The 22,670-nt window shown below is 69.4% G+C and carries 18 protein-coding genes and 1 tRNA gene; 14 read left to right on the plus strand and 5 right to left on the minus strand.

Going from position 1 to position 22,670, the window contains the following annotated elements; genetic code table 11:
- Positions 1-7: 7 nt before the first annotated feature.
- The 9 genes from BM070_RS09370 to BM070_RS09410 all read left to right on the plus strand — a co-directional run bounded on the left by BM070_RS09370 (position 8) and on the right by BM070_RS09410 (position 8,905).
- Entirely contained in the window at positions 8-1,045 is a 1,038-nt protein-coding gene (locus BM070_RS09370) for a WD40/YVTN/BNR-like repeat-containing protein (RefSeq protein ID WP_092939326.1), read from the plus strand.
- Between the two features lie 18 nt (positions 1,046-1,063).
- Positions 1,064-1,561, plus strand: a complete 498-nt coding sequence (locus BM070_RS09375; protein WP_092939327.1) for a VOC family protein — start codon at positions 1,064-1,066, stop codon at positions 1,559-1,561.
- A 64-nt stretch (positions 1,562-1,625) separates the two neighbouring features.
- Positions 1,626-2,228 carry an amino acid synthesis family protein gene (locus tag BM070_RS09380; protein ID WP_092939328.1) on the plus strand — a complete coding sequence of 201 codons (603 nt, stop codon included), beginning with the start codon at positions 1,626-1,628 and terminating at the stop codon, positions 2,226-2,228.
- A 35-nt stretch (positions 2,229-2,263) separates the two neighbouring features.
- Positions 2,264-3,169, plus strand: a complete 906-nt coding sequence (locus BM070_RS09385; RefSeq protein ID WP_092939329.1) for an alpha/beta fold hydrolase — start codon at positions 2,264-2,266, stop codon at positions 3,167-3,169.
- Positions 3,166-3,462 (plus strand): NIPSNAP family protein, encoded by a 297-nt coding sequence (locus BM070_RS09390; RefSeq protein WP_092939330.1) that lies wholly within the window; start codon positions 3,166-3,168, stop codon positions 3,460-3,462. The genes BM070_RS09385 and BM070_RS09390 overlap by 4 nt, the downstream gene beginning before the upstream one ends.
- A gap of 47 nt (positions 3,463-3,509) precedes the next feature.
- Positions 3,510-5,186 carry a bifunctional 3-(3-hydroxy-phenyl)propionate/3-hydroxycinnamic acid hydroxylase gene (locus BM070_RS09395; protein WP_092939331.1) on the plus strand — a complete coding sequence of 559 codons (1,677 nt, stop codon included), beginning with the start codon at positions 3,510-3,512 and terminating at the stop codon, positions 5,184-5,186.
- A 109-nt stretch (positions 5,187-5,295) separates the two neighbouring features.
- Entirely contained in the window at positions 5,296-6,723 is a 1,428-nt protein-coding gene (locus BM070_RS09400; protein ID WP_092939332.1) for an NAD-dependent succinate-semialdehyde dehydrogenase, read from the plus strand.
- 44 nt (positions 6,724-6,767) lie between these two features.
- Positions 6,768-8,216 (plus strand): NAD-dependent succinate-semialdehyde dehydrogenase, encoded by a 1,449-nt coding sequence (locus BM070_RS09405; protein ID WP_092939333.1) that lies wholly within the window; start codon positions 6,768-6,770, stop codon positions 8,214-8,216.
- 89 nt (positions 8,217-8,305) lie between these two features.
- Complete coding sequence (locus BM070_RS09410) at positions 8,306-8,905, plus strand: nitroreductase family protein (protein WP_092939334.1); 600 nt, start codon at positions 8,306-8,308, stop codon at positions 8,903-8,905.
- Positions 8,906-8,980: 75 nt separating this feature from the next.
- Here the strand turns inward: BM070_RS09410 and BM070_RS09415 are convergent, their stop codons facing one another.
- The 5 genes from BM070_RS09415 to BM070_RS09435 form a co-directional block, all read right to left on the minus strand.
- Positions 8,981-10,024 (minus strand): WD40/YVTN/BNR-like repeat-containing protein, encoded by a 1,044-nt coding sequence (locus BM070_RS09415; protein ID WP_092939335.1) that lies wholly within the window; start codon positions 10,022-10,024, stop codon positions 8,981-8,983.
- A gap of 44 nt (positions 10,025-10,068) precedes the next feature.
- Positions 10,069-12,456, minus strand: coding sequence for an efflux RND transporter permease subunit (locus BM070_RS09420; protein ID WP_092939336.1), 2,388 nt, complete (start codon positions 12,454-12,456; stop codon positions 10,069-10,071).
- A gap of 121 nt (positions 12,457-12,577) precedes the next feature.
- A complete protein-coding gene (locus BM070_RS09425) occupies positions 12,578-14,257 on the minus strand; it encodes a DUF1302 domain-containing protein (protein WP_092939337.1) in 1,680 nt (559 codons plus the stop codon).
- Between the two features lie 57 nt (positions 14,258-14,314).
- Positions 14,315-15,724, minus strand: coding sequence for a DUF1329 domain-containing protein (locus BM070_RS09430; protein ID WP_092939338.1), 1,410 nt, complete (start codon positions 15,722-15,724; stop codon positions 14,315-14,317).
- A gap of 500 nt (positions 15,725-16,224) precedes the next feature.
- Positions 16,225-17,679 (minus strand): aldehyde dehydrogenase family protein, encoded by a 1,455-nt coding sequence (locus BM070_RS09435; RefSeq protein ID WP_092939339.1) that lies wholly within the window; start codon positions 17,677-17,679, stop codon positions 16,225-16,227.
- Positions 17,680-18,138: 459 nt separating this feature from the next.
- On the opposite strand from BM070_RS09435, the gene BM070_RS09440 reads away from it, so the two are divergent.
- From BM070_RS09440 to BM070_RS09460, 5 genes are all read left to right on the plus strand, one after another.
- Entirely contained in the window at positions 18,139-19,092 is a 954-nt protein-coding gene (locus tag BM070_RS09440) for a helix-turn-helix domain-containing protein (protein ID WP_092939340.1), read from the plus strand.
- 193 nt (positions 19,093-19,285) lie between these two features.
- Entirely contained in the window at positions 19,286-20,758 is a 1,473-nt protein-coding gene (locus tag BM070_RS09445) for an APC family permease (RefSeq protein WP_092939341.1), read from the plus strand.
- A gap of 115 nt (positions 20,759-20,873) precedes the next feature.
- A tRNA-Val gene (locus BM070_RS09450) sits at positions 20,874-20,948 on the plus strand.
- Positions 20,949-21,092: 144 nt separating this feature from the next.
- Entirely contained in the window at positions 21,093-22,205 is a 1,113-nt protein-coding gene (locus BM070_RS09455; RefSeq protein WP_092939342.1) for an NAD(P)/FAD-dependent oxidoreductase, read from the plus strand.
- 149 nt (positions 22,206-22,354) lie between these two features.
- Positions 22,355-22,663 (plus strand): ElaB/YgaM/YqjD family protein, encoded by a 309-nt coding sequence (locus BM070_RS09460; protein ID WP_092939343.1) that lies wholly within the window; start codon positions 22,355-22,357, stop codon positions 22,661-22,663.
- The last annotated feature ends 7 nt before the right edge of the window (positions 22,664-22,670 follow it).

Raw genomic sequence — 22,670 nt, forward strand, 5'->3', positions numbered from 1 at the left:
AGCAGACATGAACGGAACGATTCTGGTCGCAACGGCCGGGCAGGGCATCCTGCGCAGTGCGGACAACGGCAGTACCTGGCACCGCCTGGGCCTCAAGGAGGCCATCGAGTTCGACGGCACGGTGCGCTCGCTGGCGGTGGACCCGTCCGACCCCAGCCGCGTGCTGGCGGGCGCCGACGTGGGCATCTGCCTCAGCACCGACGGCGGCGCGCATTTCCAGCGCGTGCCGTCGCCCGCCGACGGGCTCACGGTGTGGGCGATGGCCTTCAGCCCGGCCAACCCCCAGCTGGTGCTGGCCGGCACGGGCGCGCCGTCGCGGGCGCGCATGTTCCGCTCGCGCGACGGCGGCCTGACCTGGACGCAGCTGGACGTGGAGCTGCCCGAGTTCTGCTCGGGCGTGCACCGCCCGCGCATCCTCACCGTGGCCTTCCACCCCGAGCGGGCCGAGGAGGTCTGGTTCGGCGTGGAAGAGGGCGGCGCCTGGCGCAGCAACGATGCGGGCGACACCTGGGAGCGGGTGGACACGCCCGGGCGCGGCATCAACAACTCCGACATCCACGCCATCGCCGTGCTGCCGGCCACGGCCGAGGCGCCCGCCAAGCATGTGGTGGTCACGGTCAACTCGGTGTGCGAGAGCACCGACGATGCGAAGACCTTCGCGTTCTCGCCCTCCAAGGACCGCTTCGACGGCCTGTACTACACCCGCACGGTGCAGGTGCTGGACCGTGCCGGCAAACAGCTGCTGCTGGCGATCGGCGACGGCACGCCCGGCCGCCAGACCCGCATCTACCGCTCCGAAGACCGCGGCCAGACCTGGGCGCAGACGGTGCTGCACACCACGCCCAATTCCACCGTCTGGGCCTTCGGCGCGCACGCCAGCGACCCGGCGCTGCTCTTTGCCGGCACCAAGTACGGCCACCTGCTGCGCTCCACCGACGGCGGCTTGAGCTGGTACAAGGAATGGCGCGACTTCAGCGAGATCACGGCAGTGGCCTGGACGCCCTTCACGGCGCCGGTCCACGCCCATCCGCAGTCCATCCACTGAGCGGCGAGGAGGCCCACCATGTCGGACCACATTCCCGCTCTCCCGCCCGGCGGCGTCGAGGTCAAGGCCCGCATCCGCCGCACCCACCTGGCGCTCTTCGTCAAGGACCCTTTCGCCTCCGCCCCCTGGTACGAGGACGTGCTGGGCATGACGGTGACCGCGCGCGGCGAGCGCTGGGTGTTCCTGACCTTCGGACAGAAGCACCATGACATCGCGCTGATCCAGGTGGACGACCCCGCCGCCGCCACGCGCGGCACGATCAATCTGCAGCACTACGGGCTGGAGATCGAGGGCGACATGGACGACCTGCGCCGCCTGCACGGCATGTTGCTGCGCAAGGGCATTCCGGTCGTGAAGACCACCGACCACAAGGTCGGCTACGGCCTCTATTTCGAAGACCCCGACGGGCACCGCTTCGAGTTCTTCCTGGAAACCGTGCACGACGACGAAGAGGGCAAGCAGCTGCTGGGCCAATACAACGCGCCCAGCGGCCACTTCGACCTGAAGCCGCTCTGAGTTGCGCAGCCGCGTCCGCAACGCTCATCCCCATTCCCTGCATCCAACCTTCGGAACCTTTCCCATGACCACCTCCGACCTCAGCGCCTTCCACATCCGCAAGTGGTATCTCCAGATCGAAGACACGCACGCCGGCGAGACCGGCGCCCCGGCCGACGGCGCGCCGCTGCGCAAGATCGTCATCGCCGCCTGCCTGAAGAACCCGTTCGCCGGCCGCTTCGAGCAGGACCTGTCGGCGCTGATCGATCCCTCGCCCGCGCTGGGCCGCGAATTCGCCCGCCGCATCCGCGAGGCCGCTGCCGGCCAGCCCATCGAGAGCTACGGCAAGGCCTGCCTGGTGGGCATCGACGGCGAATACGAGCACGGCAACGCGCTGCTCACCAACCCCGCCGCCAACCCGGTGCGCGAGGGCATCGGCGGCGGCAAGTCCTGGGTGCCATCGACCGGCAAGCGCGGCGGCCCCGGCACCGTGATCGACATTCCGCTGGCCCACAAGGACGCGCTCTACGTGCGCTCGCACTACGACACCGTCACCGCGCACTTCAGCGACGGCCCCAACCGCGACGAGCTGCTCGTCATCTGGGCCTTCGCCACGCGCGGCCGGCTGAACGCCCGCCTGGGCGGGCTCGCCGCCTCCGAGGTCAAGGGCCAGGACGGCCTGTACTGAACCGGCGCCCGCCCGACCCCGCAGAGCCGCCCACCATGCAACGCCGCGACCGCACGCTCGCCCTGCGCGGGCTTCATTTCCACGTCACCGAATGGGGCGACGCCACGGGCTGGCCGGTCGTGATGCTGCACGGCATCCGCGGCTATGCCGAGACCTTCGCCGGCCTCGCGCAGGCGCTGCAGCCGGGCATGCGCGTGATCGCGTTCGACCAGCGCGGCCGCGGCGAGACCGACTGGGACCCGCTGCACGACTACTACACCGATGCCTATGTGGCCGACCTGAAGGCCGTGGTGCAGGCGCTTGAGCTGCAGCGCTTCGACCTGCTCGGGCATTCGATGGGCGGCATCAACGCCATCGTCTATGCGGCGCAGAACCCGCGCCAAGTGCGGCGCCTGGTCATCGAAGACGCCGGCCCCGGCGCCTTCGAGGCGAGCGCAGGCGCGCGGCGCATACGCCAGGAATTCGCCACCACCCCCAGCCGCTTCGACAGCTGGGAGCAGGCCAGCGAGTTCATGCGCACGCTGCGCCCCACGGTCACGGAAGAGGCGCGCCAGCAGCGCCTGCGCAGCATGCTCAAGCCGCTGGCCGACGGCGGCCTCACCTGGCGCTACGACCATGTGGGCATCGCCCGCACGCGGCTGTGCCCCGACCCGGCGCGCGTCGTCGATCTGGTCCCTTACGTGAGCGCCATCGCCTGCGAGACCCTGGTGGTGCGCGGCGGCCGGTCCGACTACCTGCAACCCGAGATGGTGGAGCGCATGCGGGCCGCCAACCCGCTCATCGAAGCGGCGGAAATCCCCGATGCCGGGCACTACGTGCACGACGACCAGGCCGAACTGTTCGCGCAGGCGGTCAAGGGCTTCCTGCAGCGGCCCCCGTCGCCAGCAGCGGCCCAGGCGGCGGACACAACGACAACGACTTTCCCGGAGACGACCCCGTGATCCACGAAATCAGAACCTATTCCCTGGTGCCCGGCGGCGTGCGCGAATACCTGCGCATCTACAACGAGCTGGGCCGCGAGGTGCAGACCCAGGTGCTGGGCCAGCTCGTCGCGCTCATGACGCCGGAGACCGGCGATCTCAACCAGCTGGTCTTCCACTGGCGCTTCGACAGCCTCGAGGAGCGTTCCCGCCGCCGCGGCGAGCTGCTGTCCGATGCCCGCTTCACCGAATTCCGCAAGCAGGTGCGCCACCTGCTGGTGCAGCAGGACAGCCGCCTGCTGAGCCCGGCCTGACGGGGCGCCTGCGCCCCCTGCATGAGACGACAAGAATGGAGGCTTCCATGACAACACCGACGACCGTGCCCGTGCTGATCGTCGGCGCCGGGCCCGTGGGCGTGACCATCGCCAACCTGCTGGGCACCTACGGCGTGCGCGCCCTCGTGATCGACCGCAGCCCGGCGGTGCTGGACTACCCCCGCGCCGTGGGGCTGGACGACGAGGCCCTGCGCACCTTCCAGTCCGCGGGCCTGGCCGACGACATGCTGCGCGACATGATCCAGAACGTGCCCATGCGCATGTACACCGGCTCGCGCCAGTGCTTCGCCGAGATCCTGCCCTCGACCCGCGAATTCGGCTGGTTCCGCCGCAACCTGTTCTCGCAGCCGCTGGGCGAGGCCACGCTGCGCCAGGGCCTGGCGCGCTTTCCCGAGGTGGAGCTGCGCGTGGGCGTGGAACTGCTCGACCTGGTGCAGGACCAAGACGGCGTGACCGCCACGCTGCGCAACCTGGCCGGCGTGGAAACCCAGGTGCGCGCCAGCTACGTGGTGGCCTGCGACGGCGGCCGCAGCCTGGTGCGCGAGCGCATCCTCAAGCTCCCCTACGAAGGCCGCACCCATGCCGCCAAGTGGGTGGTGATCGAATGCGATGCGGACCCGCTGGATGCGCCCTACACCGCGCTGCACTGCGAGCCGCAGCGGCCCCATGTCTGCCTGCGCCTGCCCTATGGCCTGCGGCGCTGGGAGTTCATGCTGTTCCCGGGCGAGGACGGCGAGCAGATGCTGGCGCCCGACAAGGTCTGCGAGCTGCTGCGCAGCCATGTGGCCGAGCCGGAAAAGCTCAACGTGATCCGGGCGCGCGTCTATACCCACAATTCGCGCGTCGCCGGCTCCTTCGTCGTGGGCCGCGTGTGCTTGGCGGGCGATGCCGCCCACATCACGCCGCCCTGGATCGGCCAGGGCCTCAATGCCGGCGTGCGCGACGCCTTCAACTTGGCCTGGAAGCTGGCCTGGATCCTCCAGGGCCGGCTCAAGCCCGAGCTGCTCTCCAGCTACCAGGAAGAGCGCCACGCCCATGCCAAGGCCATGATCGATCTGGCCGACCTGTTCGGCGCCGTGCTCTCGCAGCGCAACCGCTTCGTGGCCTGGCTGCGCGACCGCTTCTTCCTCTCGATCCGCAACATTCCGAAGGTGCGCGACTACGTGCTGCAGATGAAGTTCAAGCCCATGCCGCGCTTCACCCGCGGTATCGTGCGCAACAGCGGCGTGGCGCAGCGCGACGAACTGGTGGGGCGCATGTTCATCCAGCCCAACGTCGAGTTCCGCTGCGGCTTCACCCAGCGGCTGGACGACCTGGTGGGCCCGCGCTTCGCGCTCGTCAGCTGGCGCAGCGACCCGCTGGCCGATGCGCCCGCCAGCCTGCGCGAGAGCCTGGCCCGCCTGGGCTGCGACCATTACGTGGCCCTGCGCTCGCGCTGCGGTGCCCGCGACTGGGGTTCGCCCGCGGTCGAAGCCATCACCGGCGCGGTGATCCAGGACGTGGAGAACAGCCTGGGCCTCTGGTTCCAGCGCACGGGCGTCGATTGGGTGCTGATCCGGCCCGACCGCTTCATCGCCGCCGTGGGCGCGGCGTCCGACGCCGTGCCCGAGCTGACGGCCTTCTGCGGCGACGTGCTGGCCGATGGCCCCGTGCCCGCGTCCGAGGCCCAGCACGCCGCGCCGGCCGACGCCCTGGCTGCCTGAGCCGGCGCTTGAGGCTGAGGCGGGCTGCCATCACCGGCCGCCCGCTCCCTTGGCATCCCATCCCTTCGGTCCATCACCGGGGCGCCTTCGCCCCAGATTCACTACGACCATGTACCCCGAACTCCTGCTCTACATCGACGGCCGCTTCCACGGCCTGGCCGGACGCCAGTTCCAGGAAGTGCGCGACCCCGCCACCCTGGAGCCGCTGGGCCGGCTGCCCTGGGCCACCAGCGCGGACATCGACCACGCGCTGAACGCGGCCCACGCCGCCTTCCAGACCTGGCGCCAGGTCTCGCCGCTGGAGCGCTCGGACGTGCTGCGCCGCGTCGCCGCGCTGACCCGCGAGCGCTCGGCCGCCATCGGCCGCGCCATCACGCAGGACAACGGCAAGCCGCTGGCCGATGCGGTGGCCGAAGTCCTCAACGCCGCCGAGCACATCGAGTGGCATGCCGAGGAAGGCCGGCGCATCTACGGCCGGGTGGTGCCCTCGCGCGACCCGGCCGTGCGGCAGTGGGTGGCGCGGGAGCCGGCCGGGGTCTGCGCGGCCTTCAGCCCCTGGAACTTCCCCTTCGGCCAAGCCATGAAGAAGGCCGCGGCAGCCATCGCGGCCGGCTGCACCATGGTGCTCAAGGGGCCGGAGGAATCGCCCAGCGCCATCGTGGCGATGGCCCGGCTCTTCCACGACGCAGGCCTGCCCGCGGGCGTCTTCAACATCCTCTGGGGTCCGCCGGCCGAGATATCCCGCCGGCTGATCGAGGCGCCGCAGGTGCGCGTCGTCTCCTTCACCGGCTCGGTGCCGGTGGGGCGGCAGCTGGCGGCGCTGGCCGCCTCCCACCTCAAGCGCATGACCATGGAGCTGGGTGGCCATGCCCCGGTGCTGGTGTTCGACGATGCAGACGTGCCCCAGGCCGCCAGCATGCTGGCGCGCATGAAGTCGCGCAACGCGGGCCAGGTCTGCGTGTCGCCCACGCGCTTCTTCGTCCAGAGCGGCGTGCATGACCGCTTCCTCGCCGCCTTCGCCGAAGCCCTGGCCTCCGTGCGCGTGGGCCATGGCCTGGAAGAGGGCGTGCAGATGGGCCCGCTGATCCACGAACGGCGCCTGCAGGCCGTGAGCGAGCTGGTGCGCGATGCCGAACAGGCCGGTGCCGACGTGGTGCTGGGCGGCCAGCGCCTGCCGGGCGCCGGCCATTTCCATGCCCTGACCCTGCTGGCAGGCGTGCCCGAGACGGCGCGCGTGATGCGCGAGGAACCCTTCGGCCCCGTCGCCGCGCTGGCCCGTTTCGACACGGTGGACGAAGCCCTGCGGCGCGCCAACGCCTTGCCTTTCGGGCTGGCCTCGTATGTCTTCACGACCTCGCTGCGCACCTCGCACCGCGTGGCCCAGGGGCTGGAGGCCGGCATGGTCAACATCAACCACTCCGGCATGGCCCATCCGGAGCTGCCCTTCGGCGGCGTCAAGGACAGCGGCTTCGGCAGCGAAGGCGGCACCGAATCGTTCGACGCCTTCCTGGTGACCAAGATGGTCACGCAGGTCTGAGCCTTTCCCTTTTCACTTCCCGACTCTCCCAGGACCCATTGCCCATGCTGAACCTGAAAGACCCCTCGCTGCTGCGCGACCAATGCCTGGTGGACGGCCGCTGGATATCCGGCGAGCGCACCATCGCCGTCACCAACCCCGCGACCGGCGCCGTCATCGGCCAGGTGCCCCGCCTGGGCCAGGGCGAGACGCGCGAGGCCATCGCCGCCGCGAACCGCGCCTGGCCCGCCTGGCGCGCCCGCACGGCGCACGAGCGCTCGGCGCTGCTGGTGCGCTGGCATGCGCTGATCCTGGAGCACCAGGACGATCTGGCGCGCATCATGACGGCCGAGCAGGGCAAGCCGCTGGCCGAGGCGCGTGGCGAGATCGGCTACGCCGCCTCGTTCATCCAGTGGTTCGCCGAAGAGGCCAAGCGGGTCTATGGCGAGACCATTCCCGCGCCCATCGCCTCGCAGCGCATCGTGGTCGTCAAGGAGCCGGTGGGCGTCTGCGCCGCCATCACGCCCTGGAACTTCCCCGCCGCCATGATCACGCGCAAGGCCGGGCCGGCCCTCGCCGCCGGCTGCGTGATGGTCGTCAAGCCGGCCAGCCAGACGCCGCTCACGGCGCTGGCCCTGGTGGCGCTGGCCGAGCGCGCCGGCATTCCGGCGGGCGTGCTGTCGGTGGTCACGGGCGCGGCCGGCGAGGTCGGCACCGAGCTGGCCACCAACCCGCTGGTGCGCAAGCTCAGCTTCACCGGCTCCACCGAGGTCGGACGGCACCTGATGCAGCAGACCGCCGCCACGGTCAAGAAGGTGTCGATGGAGCTGGGCGGCAACGCGCCCTTCATCGTGTTCGACGATGCCGACCTGGACGCCGCCGTGGAAGGCGCGATCGTCTCCAAGTTCCGCAATGCCGGCCAGACTTGCGTCTGCGCCAACCGGCTCTATGTGCACGACAGCGTCCATGACGCCTTCGCGGACAAGCTCGCCGCCGCGCTTGCTGCGCTGAAGGTGGGCCCGGGCGACGAGGAGGGCGTGCGCATCGGCCCGCTGATCGACGAGGCCGCCGTGCGCAAGGTGGAGGAGCACCTGGCGGATGCCACCGCCAAGGGCGCGCGCGTGCTCACGGGCGGGCAGCGCCACGCGCTGGGGCGCAGCTTCTTCGAGCCCACCCTGGTGGTGGGCGTGACGCAGGCGATGCGCGTGGCCCGCGAGGAGACCTTCGGCCCCATGGCGCCGATCTTCCGCTTCCGCACCGAGGACGAGGTGGTCGCCATGGCGAACGACACCGAATTCGGCCTCGCCAGCTATTTCTACGCCCGCGACCTGGGCCGCGTCTGGCGCGTGGCCGAGCGCCTGGAATACGGCATGGTGGGCGTGAACACCGGCCTCATCTCCAACGAGGTCGCGCCCTTCGGCGGCATCAAGCAGTCCGGCCTGGGGCGCGAGGGCTCGCGCCACGGCATCGAGGACTATCTGACCATCAAATACATCAACATGGCGGGCATCTGAGATCGTGAACACGTTCTGAGGCGTCACCCGCCTGTCATCCGCTCCACCTGTCCATTCCTTCATACTCTCGCCCGTTTCACGGAGAACCCATGTCCGCACCCCGCACGCCCGACCACCCCATCGATCCGCTCTTCACCAACCGCTGGTCGCCCCGCGCCTTCGCCGGCACCGCGATCCCCGAACCCGCCTTGCTGAGCCTGCTCGAAGCCGCGCGCTGGGCGCCTTCGGCCTACAACGCGCAGCCCTGGCGCTTCGTCTATGCGCGCCGCGACACGGCCGCCTGGGCGCCCATCTTCGGTTCGCTGGTGGAGTTCAACCAGGGCTGGGCGCAGCATGCGGCGGCTCTGGTGGTCGTGATCTCTGCGGAGCAGGCCGTCTTCCCCGGGGCCGAGGCGGCAGCGCCCAATGCCTCGCATGCCTTCGATGCCGGCGCCGCCTGGGCCAGCCTCGCGTTCCAGGCCACGCTCTCGGGCTGGGCCGCCCATGCCATGGCTGGCTTCGACGCCGATGCGCTCCAGAGCGCGATAGGCCTGCCCGAGGGCTATGCGATCCACGCTGTGGTGGCCATCGGCCGGCCCGGCGACAAGGCTGCGCTGCCCGAGTATCTGCAGGCCATGGAGCAGCCCAGCGGCCGCAAGCCCCTGAGCGCACTGGCGGCCGAAGGGCGCTTCGGCTCCGGCGTGGCGTGAACGGCTGCGTGATGTGACGTGACGCCCGAGGGCGCAGGCGAAAGGCCTGCGCCCTTTTTGCTTTCCAGGGCTGTTTCAGGGCTGCGCGCTGGTGCCGCCGCCGGTGGCTACCGGACCCTGGCGCGAATAGAGCACGGCGCGGCCCTGGGGCCCCAGCGCCACCGAGGTCAGGCCCAGTCGGTCGGGCCGGTTCTCGGTCTCGAAGCTCGCGCCCCCGTCCTGGCTGCGCAGCACCAGCCCGTCCAGGCCCACGCCCACCACCTGCCTGCCCGATGCGGCCAGCGCGGTGATCGACGACTGGCTGTGCGTGTCCACGCGCTGCCAGCTCTGGCCGTCGTCGGTGCTGCGGTAGAGCGCGCCGCGCATGCCGGCCGCCAGCAGCGTGCCATCGGCCAGGGCGGCGCCGGTCCAGAACGAGCCCTGGTAGCCGGTGTGCAGATAGGTCCAGTGCCGGCCCTGGTCGTCGGAGCGCAGCACCGTGCCTTTCTCGGCCGCGGCGAAGAGCCGGCCCTTGGCGTCGGCGAAGAGGCCCAGCAGGTTCAGGTCGGCCTTGCGGGCGCCTTCGGGCACCGGCATCTCCACCGTCTGCCAGGTGGCGCCGCCGTCGTCCGTCGCCAGCACGAGGGACCAGAGGCCCACCGCCACACCGTGCCGCGCATCGAAGAAATGCACGGCGAAGAGGGGGCGGTCGTTCTGCAGGTCCTTGCGCTGCAGCGTCCAGGTCTCGCCGCCGTCGGACGTGTGCAGGATGGCGCCGGCATGGCCCACGGCCCAGCCCTGGCGGTCGTCCGCGAAGCTCACGGCCGTGAGGGTGATGTCCACCGGCACGGATCGCGCCTGGCGGTGCGTCTTGCCGCCATCGTCCGAGAGCAGCACCACGCCGTGCTCGCCCACGGCCACCAGGCGCGGCCCGGCGTGGGCGCTGGCCAGCAGCATGGCCTGGCTGGCGTGGCGCACGAGCTGAGCGGGCGCGATCTGCGGGGTGGCGGGCAGGGCCGCCGCCGCGGCAGCCGGCGGTGTGGCCGGCGCGGGCTGGGCCCCGCCGGTGGCGGGCAGCGCGAGCGCCGCGCACAGCCACAGGGCGGGGAGAGTCTTGGGCGGGGGTGTGGTGGATCTCATGGGTGGGAAACCAGTCGGCAGGAAAGGAACGGCATCAGTGGGCATCAGTGGTGCTGCAGGCCCGTGGCCTGCACCGGCTTGCGGCGCGGGAAGAGGCGCTCCAGCCAGACCGCGACGGCGGGCAGGGCGGTCATGGCCATCACCATGTTCACCATGAACATGAAGGCCAGCAGCTTGCCCATGTCGGCCTGGAACTTGAGCTGCGAGAACGACCAGGTCGCCACGCCGATGGCCAGCGTGATGGCGGTGAAGATGGTGGCCGTGCCTACCTCCAGGATCGAGTTCTCCACGGCCTTGACCATGGGCTGGCCGTTCGCCAGATGCATCAGCAGGCGGTTGTAGATATAGAAGGCGTAGTCCACGCCGATGCCCACGGCCAGCACCATCACCGGCAGGGTGGCCACCGTGAGGCCGATCTGCAGCTCCTTCATGAACCAGTAGCCGATGAAGGTGCCCACGGTGAGCGGCAGGCAGCAGGCGATGACCGCGCGCAGGTCGCGATAGACCGCGAACACCAGCACCACGATGGCGGCATAGACGTAGAGCATCATCGGCAGCTCGCTCTTTTCGACCTCGTCGTCGATGGCGGCCAGCACCCCGGCATTGCCCGAGGCCAGCCGCACCTGCATGCCGGGCATGGGGTGCGCGCTGCGGAACTGCTTGACGGCGTCGATCACCCGCTGGATGGTCGTGGCCTTGTGGTCGGTGAGGAAGAGGTGGACGGCGGTCATGCTGCAGTCCTTGCGCATGGTGCCGGGGATGCGGGAGATCTCGGTGGAGAGCGCGGCGTAGTTGCCCGGGTCCAGCGGCACCACGGCCATCTTCGGGTTGCCTTCGTTGTAGCCCTCGTTGTAGAGGCGCAGCTGGCCGGCGTAGGAGGCCACCGAGAGCACGCCTTCGACCGGCTGCATGGCCCAGGTGAAGCGGTCCTGGTAGAGGCCGACGTTGGGGTTCTCGCAGCTGTTGGGTGGGGCCTCGAAGATCACCGTGATCCAGTCCAGGCCGGTGTCGTAGTGGCTGGAGATGGCCACCGCGTCGCGGTTGAAGCGCGAGTCCTCGCGCAGCTCGGGCGCTCCGGGCTGCAGCGTGCCGACCACGCGGTCGCGGCTTTGCCACACCGCGGCGGCGAACACCACCGCCGTCACGGCCAGCACCACCAGGGCGTTGCGCGGCTCGGCCACGCGGGCCAGGGTGCGCAGCCAGTGCGAGCGCTTCTCGCGCAGCACCAGGGCCGAATCCGCATAGTGCCTGCCGATGTCGAAGTACGAGGCCGCGACGGGCAGCATCACCAGGTTGGTGACGATCTTGTAGGCCACGCCCAGCGAGGCGGTGATGGCCAGCTCGCGCACCATCGGGATCGGGATCAGCAGCAGCGTGACGAACGAGACGAAGGCCGTCACCAGCGCCAGCGTGCCGGGGATCAGCAGGCCGGTGAAGCTGTCGCGGCAGGCGTCGTAGTTGCTGCGGCCCTGCGAGATCTGCCGCACGATGAAGTTGATCTGCTGCACGCCGTGCGACACGCCGATGGCGAACACCAGGAAGGGCACCAGCACCCCGAGCGGATCGAGCCCGAAGCCCAGCAGCCTGAGCGTGCCGAACTGCCACACCAGCGAGGTGAGCGAGCACACGATGGGCAGCAGCGTGAAGCGCAGCGAACGGCAGTACCAGTACACGGCGAAGGCCGTGAGCACCAGCGCGATGGCGCAGAACTTGAGCACCGAGCGGGCGCCGTCCGCGATGTCGCCGATCTGCTTGGCGAAGCCGATGATCTGGATCTCGAAGTCGGCGTCCTCGAACTTCGCCCGGATGCGGTCTTCCAGCAGGTGGTTGTAGGCCACGTAGTCGAGCTTGTGGTTGTCGGCGTCGAACTCCAGCAGCTCGGCCGTGATCATGGCGCTGGTCTCGTCGCGCGAGACCAGGGTGCCCAGGAAGCCGCCCTGCGACGTGGCGCGCCGGATGTTGGCGATGGCGTCCGGGGTCAGCTGCTCGGGGGTGATGGTGCTGTCGATCAGCGGATCGGCGCGAAAGCCTTCCTCGGTGATCTCGTTGACGAAGCTGTTGGGCGTCCAGATGGAGCTCACGCCCAGCCGCTGCACGTTGGGCAGGTAGGTGACGGCCTGGGTCACCTCGTAGATGCGCTTGAGCGCCTGGGCGTTCCAGATGCTGCCGTGGCGGGCCTTGACGACGATGTTGAGCCGGTTGGCGCCCAGCACGTCGTTGCGGTATTCTTGGAAGGTGGCGATGTACTCGTGCCCGGCCGGCATCTGCTTGTCGAAGCCGGCATCCATGCGCAGCTGCACGGCGAACCAGGCCATCACCACGGTGAACAGCGCCAGAACGGCCAGCAGGGCGGTGCGGCGGCGGAAGACGATTCGCTCCACGCGCTGCACGGCGCGCACGATGCGGGAAGGAGAGGGGGAGGAGTCTGGCACGGGCGGCTTTCAACAGACGGTCGGAAAGGGAAGGCGCCGGCGGCGCCGGCACGAGGCCGGCCCCGGCGCGGGAGGCGTGAACGGCGGCGGCGGGCCTGCGCAGGCGCCGCCGCCCGGATCGTCAGAAGTTGCGCGAGAGCGTGATGCCCACGTAGTTGCGGTCGCGCAGCGGCTGGTCGAACACCCGCTTGCCGCCGAAGAAGGCCGCGTAGTTGATCGTGGCCTGCCACTTGGCCGGGTTCTGCACGAAGCTCACCATCAGGTTGACCGACTTGGCGCCCTCCATCAGCTGGCCCGAGGCGTTCGGCGTGCGGCCCTTCACCGCCTGGAAGTAGTAGATCTCCGGGATCACCTGCCAGCCGGGAATCAGGCTGCCGTCATAGACCCAGCTGAAGTCCACGTTGTAGCCCCAGGCGGTCTTCGAGCCCATGGGCATGGCCGCCGCGCCGGCGTTGTATTCCTGGCCCCAGCCCCATGCGCCGGCGGAGATCGGGTCAGCGCCGTACATCTGCTTCAGGTGGGGGTAGCGCACGACCACCGCCTCGGCGCTCAGCGTGGCGGTATCGGCGCCCAGGAAGTTCAGGATGCCCTGGGAGTTGCTGGGCGTCATGCTGTAGAGCCCGGTCAGGTGCCACTGGAACTTCTTCTCGTCCACCCAGCAGTTGCCGTTCTGCGAAAGGCAGCCGCCGCTGGTGTTGAGCGACACCGCATCGCGCGGGCGGTACGAGAGCTCGGTGCCGATCGACCAGTCGCCCAGCGGCATGTTCGCGCTCACGCCGTAGAGGCGGCGGTCCTCGGCGAAGACCCAGCCGGCACGGCCCGTGCCGCCCGCGTTGGTGCTGAAGTTGGCGCCTTTGTCCTGGTAGTTGAGGATGTAGGCGCCCAGGTTCAGCGAGGTGCCCTCGGGCTGGTAGCGCAGGGCCAGGCCCCACTGGCCGCTGTTCTTGGGCTTGATCTCGGCCAGTCCATAGGCCTCATGCCCCCGGCCCAGGCCGTTGGCGGTGGACCAGTAGCTGCCGGTGGGCGGCATGTAGTTGCCGTTCCAGCGCGTCTGCACGTAGCCCTCGATGTTCAGGCCATGGCCCAGGCCGCTGGCCACGCTGATCATGGGCGCGGGCAGCAGCACTTCCTTGAGCTGGGTGCCGGGCTGCGAGGCGCGCATCACGTCCACCGCGTTGGTGCTGTTGATGCCTCCCGAGAGGAACAGGCTTTCGCCCCAGTTGATGACCTGGTTGCCGATGCGCACGCGGGCGCGCTGGTCGCCGATGTCGAAGGACTTGCTGACCCAGAAGTCCAGCAGCCGGGCCTTGAAGTTCAGGTCCCGGCGCGCGTCGGAGGCGAGGCCGTCCGTGAGGTTGGGCGGCGTGCCGGCGCTCAGGTAGCCCGTGGTGTCGGTGGCGGTGAAGTCCTTGAGCCAGTTCACCCGGCCCAGGAAGGTGATGTCCGAGGGCATCTTCAGCAGCAGTTCGTGGCTGCCCTTGATGTAGGTGGTGAAGGCGTCGCCCCGGGCGTAGTTGAGGTTGCCCTGGTCGCCCAGGGACGAGGTGGGCGCCAGGCAGCCTCCGGGCGCGCCGTTGCCCGTGGCCCCCGCGATGATGAGCGAGCAGTCCGGCGACTTGGCCCGGATGCCCGTGCCGATGGTGATGGTCGAGTCGAAGCTGCCGCGCAGGTTCTCGGTCTCGAAGGTCACCGCTCCGGCCTGCGTGCCCAGCATGGCGAGGCCGGCGAGCGCCGTCGAGCGCAGCGGAAGGCGGTGGTGCCGCGGGTGCCGCTGGGGGCGGCGTTGGAAAGGCTGGTGCATGGCGTTCTCCCTGTCCTTGGTCTGGCTTGCTGTGGTGGTGTTCTCGTTGTCGTTGGCTCAGCGTTCGCTGATGGCGCGCAGGTTGTCCGAGGTGAAGAAGCTCGCCTTGAAGCGCGGGCCGTTGGGCTCGGTGAACCAGCGGATGTCCTTGCCGACGCCGACGGTGTGCGTGTCGAACACGTAGCGGCCTTCGGCCAGGTTGTTCTGCACCATGGCCATCACGTCGCAGCTGCCGGTCTCATAGACGGGGATGAGGAAGCCTTCGCGCATCTTGGCCAGCTTGTTCTGGCCGTCGAAGTCGTCCATCAGCAGGGGCGCCCAGCTGTCCTCGTCCAGATAGATGGTGCGTTTGGGCGCGGAGTGGCGCATGCCGGCCTTGACCGTGGCGTCGATCACCCAGACGCGGTGCAGCTCGTAGCGGCGGTGCGAGGGGGCGATGAAGTCGGGCTGGGCGACGTCCTCGAACTTGGCCTTGAAGTCGTAGGCACCGAAGGCGTTGTAGGGCACGTAGATTTCCTTCTTGCCCACCAGCTTCCAGTCGAAGCGGTCCAGCGCGCCGTTGAAGACCTGCGGCTCGTCCAGCGTGTACTGGTTCTCCATGCCGATCTGCGGCGCGTCATGCGAATAGGCGGGCATGCGCCGCACGCGCCGCTGGCCGGGGAAGTAGTAGAAGGTCTCGTTCTCGGCCTGGTTCAGGTACTGCGTGATGGCCACGGCCTGGCCCGCGAGCGCCGCCGGCGCCACGTAGCCGAAATAGACGTAGAACTCGACCGGCGGCAGCGAGGAGAGCTGGGTCGCGCCCTTCGCGCCCGTCGGGATGAACACCGTCTGCTCGGAATCGGCGCGGATCCATTCGGTGCTGCCGCGGCGCGGCGACACGGCGGTGATGGTGCCCTTGTAGTCGATGCCCACGCCCCGGTAGCGCATCTTGGAGTTCCACATGGCTTCCACGCCCGAGGCGGGAATCGGGAAGGGGTAGCCCGGCACCGTGGCTTCCTTGAGGCTCCAGCCGTCGTCCGCGAGCTTGGCCGTGCCCAGGTTCTTGCGCGTGTTGGCCGCGACGAAGTCCGGCACGCCGCAGGTGCGGTGGCTGGGGTAGACGTCCATGCGGTAGTCCTTGCGCTGCTTGAGCATGGCGAGCTGGCCCGCGCTCAGCCTGTCGGCGTATTTGTCGGCGTTGGAGGCGTCGATGGAGAAGAGCGGTTTCTCGTCCTTGTGCTTCCAGAAATCGCGGCGCAGCTTGCCCCATTCCCAGCCGGGCAGCGGTGCCTCGGCGCCTTGCCAGGCCGGAATGCTTCCGTCCTTGCTGGCGCCTTTTTCCGCGCCCGAGGGCGTGAGCTTGTCCAGCTGGGCGATGTCGGCGGCGCCGGCCGCCAGCGGGGCGCCCAGCAGTTGCGCGGCCAGGACGGCGGTCCATGTGGCGCGGGACAGAGGCGCGAGCGCCCGGTTCTTCTTCAGACGTGGCATGGGATCTCCAGAGGGTTGGCTGACTTCGGTCGAAGGGGAAAGGCCGTCGCTTCGGGGGGCAGTCGCATGCGCATCGCTGCACCCGCCATCACGGCACGCGGTCAGTGTCCGAGTGCGTGCCAGCGCGGCGTTAGCCCAAATCAGCACGTCTCGCCAGCCCTCGCACGGGTCGCCAAACAGCTGCCGCGCAGGGCGGTCGGACGCCGCGCCAAACTGGCGCGAGGGCCGGGCGCGGGCGCACCAACTCCGTGCGGAAAACGCGCGTGAATGGGTCTGGGAACGCAGGAACTCAAAAGCGCCGCGCCCGGGTCCGCAGGTGGCTGCGGCCGGGCGCGGCGGGGGCATGGCGGGCGTCTGCAGAAAGACGGGGCCATGCCGATGGATGGGGGCGGCCTGCGGATGAGGTGCAGGCAGCGGCGCCGGGCCGCCCCATCCAGCGGGGGCACCCAGCGCGATGCAAGGTGGTGCGGTTCCAGACCGCCGCCGTCAATGCCGGCAGATCACTCCGGCAGCAGCACGGTGACGACCTTCTCCTCGGTATAGGCCAGTGCGCCGGGCAGGCCGCCTTCGCGGCCGATGCCGCTGGTCTTGAGTCCGCCCCAGGGCAAGTTGGCGTCCAGCGGGCTCCAGCAGTTCACGCCCACGGCGCCCACCTTGGCGGCGGCGGCCACGCGGTGCGCGCGCGCCAGGCTGCCCGTCCAGACCGTGGCGGCCAGGCCGTAGGCGGAATCGTTGGCGAGCGCGATGGCCTCTTCCTCGGTGTCGAAGGCGATGACGGTGCCCACCGGGCCGAAGATTTCCTCGCGGGCGATGGTCATCGTGTTGGTGGCGTTGGCGAAGATGGTGGGCTGCACGAACCAGCCCTTGTCCGGGTGCGAAACACCGCCGGCCAGCAGCTGCGCGCCTTCGTCGATGCCGATCTGCACATAGCGGTTGACGCGCTCGAACTGCGCCTTCTTGGCCACCGGGCCCATCTGCACGCCGGGCTGGCGCGGGTCGCCCACCTGCACGCCCTTGGCCGCCTGGGCCAGCGCAGCGGCGAAGCGGTCGGCGATGCCGCGCTGCACCAGGATGCGCGACCCCGCCGCGCAGACCTGCCCCTGGTTGACGAAGATGCCCATGGCGCAGCCGCGCACCGCATCGTCGAAGCTCGCGTCGTCGAAGACGATCTGCGCGCTCTTGCCGCCCAGCTCCAGCGTGACGCGCTTGAAGAGCGGCGCGGCGATGCGCTGGATGGCGCGGCCCGCCTCCGGGCTGCCGGTGAAGCTGATCTTGGCCACATCGGGGTGTTCGCAGAGGGCCCGGCCCACCACGTCGCCATAGCCCGTGACCACGTTGATCACGCCATCGGGAAAGCCCGCCTCCTGGGCCAGCCGGGCCAGGTGCAGCACGGACTGGGGCGTTTCTTCCGAGGGCTTCACCACCACGGTGCAGCCTGCGGCCAGCAGCGCGGCCAGCTTCCAGACGGTGATCATCAGCGGCGAATTCCACGGAAGAATCGCGCCCACCACGCCGATCGGCTCGCGGAGGGTGTACGAGAACGTGCGCTGGCCCATGTAGCCTGCGGTGGGGATGGTGCGGCCTTCGAGCTGGTTGGCCCAGCCGGCTGCGGCGCGCAGGTTGGCGATGGCATTGGGCACGTCCATCATGCGCGGCTCCATGGGCGAGCGGCCGATCGCGTGGGCGTCCATGTCGGCCAGCTGCTCCAGATCGCGCTCCACCAGGTCGGCCAGGCGTGACAGCAGGCGGCCCCGCTGGCTGCCGGGCAGGCGCGACCAGGCGCCGCCCTCCAGCTGTGCATGCGCGGCCGCCACGGCGCGATCCACGTCGGCGGCGGTGCCGCGCGCGGCGCTGGCGTAGGGCTGTTCGTCCACGGGGTTCACGAGCGGCATGCGGGCGCCGTCGGAGGCCTCCGCGCTGGCGCCGGCGATGAAGTGTTTCAGGTGCTGGGTCATGGAATGCTCTGCCTTGATGGAAGGGGCCTGCCGGCGCCGGGGCCGCAGGCGGGTTGAACGAGCGACAGGCGGTCCCGGCCGCAGAGGCCCGCCCATGGGCCGGGCGCGGCCGAGCCACCTCGCGCAAGCAGTGTGGTGGGGGGCGGCACTGCCGCGTTAGCCCAAATAAGCAACACATCCGGCCGGTTAGTGCCCGGCAGAGGGGCGGGCTGGGTATGGTCCTTGCCTCATGAGAAGACGGCCGAATCCCGGCTGAGCCTGGAAGGCGCGTCAATGACAAGGGGCGGGCGCACGGGGCGGTCTGCTGGTCCGGGCTGCCCCCTTGCGCGCCAAACAGGTGCGTGCGCCCCGGGTTTCCACTGGCGCGATCTTTGCATTGGGAATTGCAAAATTTCGCCTATGCGGAAATTGTGCAAATTAAATGGCGACCCACGCCCCCTCCCTGCGAAGGTGTCTTTCATGAAGAGCATCCATCATTTCGACGACGTCTACTCCCACGCGGCGTCGGTCCAGCACTGGGACCAGACCTACCACCAGATCTCCGCTGGCACGCTCAACAGCTGCCTGGTGCAGTTCTCCAGCGACCGCTGCCACGTGTTCCGCGAGCAGATCAACCAGCGCGTGGTGCAGCACGGCAAGGCGCCGGAGGGCCAGGTCTGCTTCGCGCTGCCGCTGTCGGTGCCCGGCGCGATCCGGATGCAGGGGCGCGAGGCGGACACCAACAGCCTCTTCTTCCTGCGCGGCGGCGAGGAATTCATGTTCCACATGCCCACCGGCATGGACATGCTGGCCATCACCTTCGAGCGCGAGTTGTTCGAGGCGGCCCTGTCGCGCATCGCCTCCGCGCGGGAGGTGGAAACCCTGCTGAGGCAGCCCGTCATCAAGCTGCCCGAGCAGCGCCTGGCGGCCTGCCGGCAGCGCCTGCTGGCGATTTTCTCCGAAGCGGTGGATTGCGACGATGCCGGCGCCGACCCGGAACGCGAGGCCGCACTGGAGCAGGGCATGCTGCACGAGATGCTGCAGCTGATGACCGACCCGGACTGCGACCGGCGCCAGCGCAACGGCAGCTCCACGCAGAGCTTCATCGTCGAGAAATGCCACCGCCTGGCTATGTCCGAAACCCTGAGCGCGCCCAGCGTGATGGATCTCTGCCAGCGGCTGCAGGTGAGCCGGCGCACCGTGCAGAACAGCTTCCGTTCGGTAGCGGAAACCACGCCCGTGAACTACCTGCGCTCCGTGCGGCTCAACGGCGTGCGGCGCAGCCTGATGTCCACGCACCCGTCGGAGCTATCGATCGGCGATGCCGCGGCGCGCTGGGGCTTCTACCACCTGAGCCATTTCGCGGCCGAATACCAGGAACTCTTCGGGGAACTGCCGTCGCAGACGCGCCGCGTGGTGGCCACCTGGCAATGACGGGCGCGCCTGGGGCAGGGCGCCCCACGGTGTGCCGATACGGGTTATCGCCGCGCGGCGAGCCCTCCTAGACTGCCCTGCATCGCCGCGCCGGAGCCCCGGACGCCCGGCAACCGCCCCGCTCCAATGGCCGTGCAGGCGCTGGGGGGCCGTCAACGTTCCTGGCAAGACCAGGCCTTTGGAGATTCTCGAAATGCAAGTCCTGAATGCTGTGGCGCAGCCTCGTGGAGATGGCCTGCCGGCTCGCTCCACCGACCTTCGCCGCGCAAGCCTGAGCGCCGGCGTCATCACGCTGCTGGTGATCTCCGCGGCCAGCCCGCTCAGCGTGGTGGCCGGCGGCTTTCCCATCGGCATGATGCTGGGCAACGGCGCGGGTACGCCCGCCCTGGTGCTGGTGGCGCTGCTGATCCTGCTGGTCTTCGCGGCCGGCTACACCGCCATGGCCACCTGCGTCACCAATGCCGGCGGCTTCTACGCCATGATCGCGCGCGGCTGGAACGGGCATGCGGGCGGCGCTGCCGCCATGGTGGCGGTGCTGGGCTACGTCACTCTGCAGTTCGGCCTCTATGGCCTGCTGGGCGCGGTGACCTCCGAGGCGCTGGAGGCACAGTTCGGGCTCGCCGTGCCCTGGTGGGGCTGCTCGCTCACGGCCATGGCGACGGTGGCCGTGTTCGGCTACCGGCAGATCGACTTCTCGGCCAAGATCCTCGCGGCCTTCGTGGTGGCCGAATACGTGGTCGTGCTGCTGCTGGATGTGCTCATCCTGCACAAGGGCGGCGCACAGGGCATCGACCTGCGCTCCTTCGATCCGCAGGTCATCGCGGGCGGCAACCCGTTCATCGGACTGCTGTTCTGCTTCGCGGCCTTCATCGGCTTCGAATCGACCGCCATCTACAGCGAAGAGGCCAAGGACCCGAAACGCAGCATCCCGATCGCCACCTACGGCGCGCTGCTGCTGGTGGGCAGCTTCTATTCGTTCTCGCTCTGGTGCCTGGTGCTGGGCGCGGGCAGCGGCGACGTGGTGGCCCGCATCACCGCGCTGCACGACCCCACGCAGTTCCTGTACGTGATGTCCGACGGCTACGCAGGCGCGCATTTCACGAGCCTGCTGCGCGGCATGTTCATCGCCAGCATCTATGCCGGGCTGATCGCCTTCCACAACTCCACGGCACGCTACTTCTACGCCATGGGGCGCGAAGGCCTGCTGCCCGCCTGGCTGGGCTGGACCCATCCGCGCCACAAGAGCCCGCACATGGCCTCGATGCTGCAGAGCGCGCTGTGCGCCGTGGTGGTGATCGCCTTCGCCGTCGTCGGCGCCGACCCGGTGCTGACGCAATTCGCCTGGCTGAGCAACCTGGCCACGGTCTGCCTGCTGGTGCTGATGATCGGCACGGCGTACGCGGTGGTGCGCTTCTTCCGAAACGATACCCGCGGCTATGGCCGCATGCGCACCCGGGTGCTGCCCGTGCTGTCCATCCTGGGCCTTTTGCTGGTGCTGGCGCTCGCAGTGCGCAACTTCCATGTGCTCACCGGAGCCAGCGGCCTGATCTCCGTCGCGCTGGTGGCGCTGGTGCCGCTGGCAGCGGGGGCGGGCTACTTGCTCGCGCGCCGCCTGGGCCGTAGCCAGCCCGCGCGCTTTGCCAATCTGGGGCAGGACCGGGTCTAGTGAAACGCCGGCTGGCCCGGGCCCGAATGGTGCGGGTGCCGCGCGATGATCGATAACTTTGAAATGCGCCGCAAAAAGCAGGCTATAATCTGAGGCTTACGAAATTCAAGAATTCGGGTCGCTAGCTCAGTGGTAGAGCACCGCCTTCACACGGCGGGGGTCAGAGGTTCGACCCCTCTGCGACCCACCAGATTCTGTAGAAAAGCCCGCCTAGTGCGGGCTTTTTTGCGTTCTGCGGGCTGGGAATCGCACAGCCTGCGCCGTCTCCGGTTGCGCGCAGCCCAGTGTCTGCGTCAACAATCAGCGTTTTCCAACGATATGGCGGAGGCAAGGCATGGATCGGGTGGATAGCGTGGTGGTGGGCGCAGGCGTCGTGGGCCTGGCCGTGGCGAGGGCATTGGCGCTGCGAGGGCGCGAAGTGCTGGTGCTGGAGGCCGCCGGGGCGATCGGCACCGGCACGAGCTCGCGCAACAGCGAGGTCATCCACGCGGGCATCTACTACCCGGCAGGCTCGCTCAAGGCCCGGCTCTGCGTCACGGGCCGCGAAATGCTTTACGCCTACTGCGCTGAACGTCATCTGCCGCACCGCCGCTGCGGCAAGCTGATCGTGGCCACGTCCCAGGCCCAGATGCCCGCGCTGCAGCAGATCGAGCAGCGAGCCCGGGCCAATGGCGTGACGGATCTCGCCTGGCTCGGCCGCGATCAAGCCCGGGCGCTGGAGCCCCAGCTCGAATGCGTGGCGGCGCTGCTGTCGCCCTCGACAGGCATCATCGACAGCCATGCCTTCATGCTGTCCCTGCAAGCCGATATCGAGAATGCCGGCGGCATGGTGGCGCTGCGTTCGCCGGTCGAGTCGATGCGCGTGCTGGAAGAGGGCGGCTTGGCGTTGCACATGGAAGATGGCACCGAGCTCCAGGCCGGCACGGTCGTGAATGCCGCCGGGTTGAGTTCGCCGGCACTGGCGCGCCGCTGCCACGGGCTGGCACAGGCCCTGGTGCCCCAGGCGCACTACGCCAAAGGCAGCTACTTTGCCCTGGCGGGCGCTGCACCTTTCTCTCGCCTGATCTATCCGGTGCCCGAGGCCGCAGGGCTGGGCGTCCATCTGACCCTCGATCTGGGCGGGCAGGCCAAGTTCGGCCCCGATGTCGAATGGGTCGAGAGCCCGGACGACCTCCTCGTGGACCCGCGCCGCGCGCAGGGCTTCTATGCGGAAGTGCGCAGGTATTGGCCGCAGTTGCCCGACGGCGCGCTGCTGCCGGGCTATGCCGGCATCCGCCCGAAGATCCACGGCCCGGGCGAGCCTGCTGCGGACTTCATGATCCAGGGCCCTGCCGACCACGGAGTCGCCGGCCTGGTGAATCTCTTCGGCATCGAGTCGCCGGGCCTGACCAGCGCACTGGCCATCGGCGAGTGGGCCGCGAGCAAGGCCGGACTCGCCACTTGCTGATGCTGGGCAACTTTTCTCGAAGGCTTTGGCCGGCCGAGGCCTGCGAGGCATTCGCCAGCCTCTGCCTTGGCTAAGATAGGTCATCCGCCTACACCCCTGTGGCGCCCGGCGGATTACCTTTGCAACCTAATACAAGAAAGGGTTTGTCTATGTCTTCTGCTTCCGAAACCGTCTCCACCGCTCAACGTGAACTGGACAAGCTGGTCACGGATCTGAAGGGTCTGCTTTCCAGCAAAGACCTCGATGGCGTTCCCGAAATCAAGCAGCTCCGCCAGCGCCTGGACGACGGCATCCATTCCGTGCGTGACTCCGCCGTGCGCGTCGCGCAGGACGCCACTTACCAGGCCAAGGAAGCGGCCCGCGCTGCCGACCGGTACGCCCACGACGAACCCTGGCGCGTGGCCAGCGCTGCGCTGGCAGTCGGCGCCCTGGTGGGTTTCCTGCTGGCTCGTCGCTGATTGGCCG

Source organism: Paracidovorax wautersii (assembly GCF_900113035.1).
Lineage (GTDB): Bacteria > Pseudomonadota > Gammaproteobacteria > Burkholderiales > Burkholderiaceae_C > Paracidovorax > Paracidovorax wautersii.

Coding starts and splice junctions, on each gene's coding strand:
- BM070_RS09370 (WP_092939326.1), top strand. CDS start 8: ATGAACGGAACGATTCTGGTCGCAACGGCCGGGCAGGGCATCCTGCGC.
- BM070_RS09375 (WP_092939327.1), top strand. CDS start 1,064: ATGTCGGACCACATTCCCGCTCTCCCGCCCGGCGGCGTCGAGGTCAAG.
- BM070_RS09380 (WP_092939328.1), top strand. CDS start 1,626: ATGACCACCTCCGACCTCAGCGCCTTCCACATCCGCAAGTGGTATCTC.
- BM070_RS09385 (WP_092939329.1), top strand. CDS start 2,264: ATGCAACGCCGCGACCGCACGCTCGCCCTGCGCGGGCTTCATTTCCAC.
- BM070_RS09395 (WP_092939331.1), top strand. CDS start 3,510: ATGACAACACCGACGACCGTGCCCGTGCTGATCGTCGGCGCCGGGCCC.
- BM070_RS09400 (WP_092939332.1), top strand. CDS start 5,296: ATGTACCCCGAACTCCTGCTCTACATCGACGGCCGCTTCCACGGCCTG.
- BM070_RS09405 (WP_092939333.1), top strand. CDS start 6,768: ATGCTGAACCTGAAAGACCCCTCGCTGCTGCGCGACCAATGCCTGGTG.
- BM070_RS09410 (WP_092939334.1), top strand. CDS start 8,306: ATGTCCGCACCCCGCACGCCCGACCACCCCATCGATCCGCTCTTCACC.
- BM070_RS09415 (WP_092939335.1), bottom strand. CDS start 10,024: ATGAGATCCACCACACCCCCGCCCAAGACTCTCCCCGCCCTGTGGCTG.
- BM070_RS09425 (WP_092939337.1), bottom strand. CDS start 14,257: ATGCACCAGCCTTTCCAACGCCGCCCCCAGCGGCACCCGCGGCACCAC.
- BM070_RS09430 (WP_092939338.1), bottom strand. CDS start 15,724: ATGCCACGTCTGAAGAAGAACCGGGCGCTCGCGCCTCTGTCCCGCGCC.
- BM070_RS09435 (WP_092939339.1), bottom strand. CDS start 17,679: ATGACCCAGCACCTGAAACACTTCATCGCCGGCGCCAGCGCGGAGGCC.
- BM070_RS09440 (WP_092939340.1), top strand. CDS start 18,139: ATGAAGAGCATCCATCATTTCGACGACGTCTACTCCCACGCGGCGTCG.
- BM070_RS09445 (WP_092939341.1), top strand. CDS start 19,286: ATGCAAGTCCTGAATGCTGTGGCGCAGCCTCGTGGAGATGGCCTGCCG.
- BM070_RS09455 (WP_092939342.1), top strand. CDS start 21,093: ATGGATCGGGTGGATAGCGTGGTGGTGGGCGCAGGCGTCGTGGGCCTG.
- BM070_RS09460 (WP_092939343.1), top strand. CDS start 22,355: ATGTCTTCTGCTTCCGAAACCGTCTCCACCGCTCAACGTGAACTGGAC.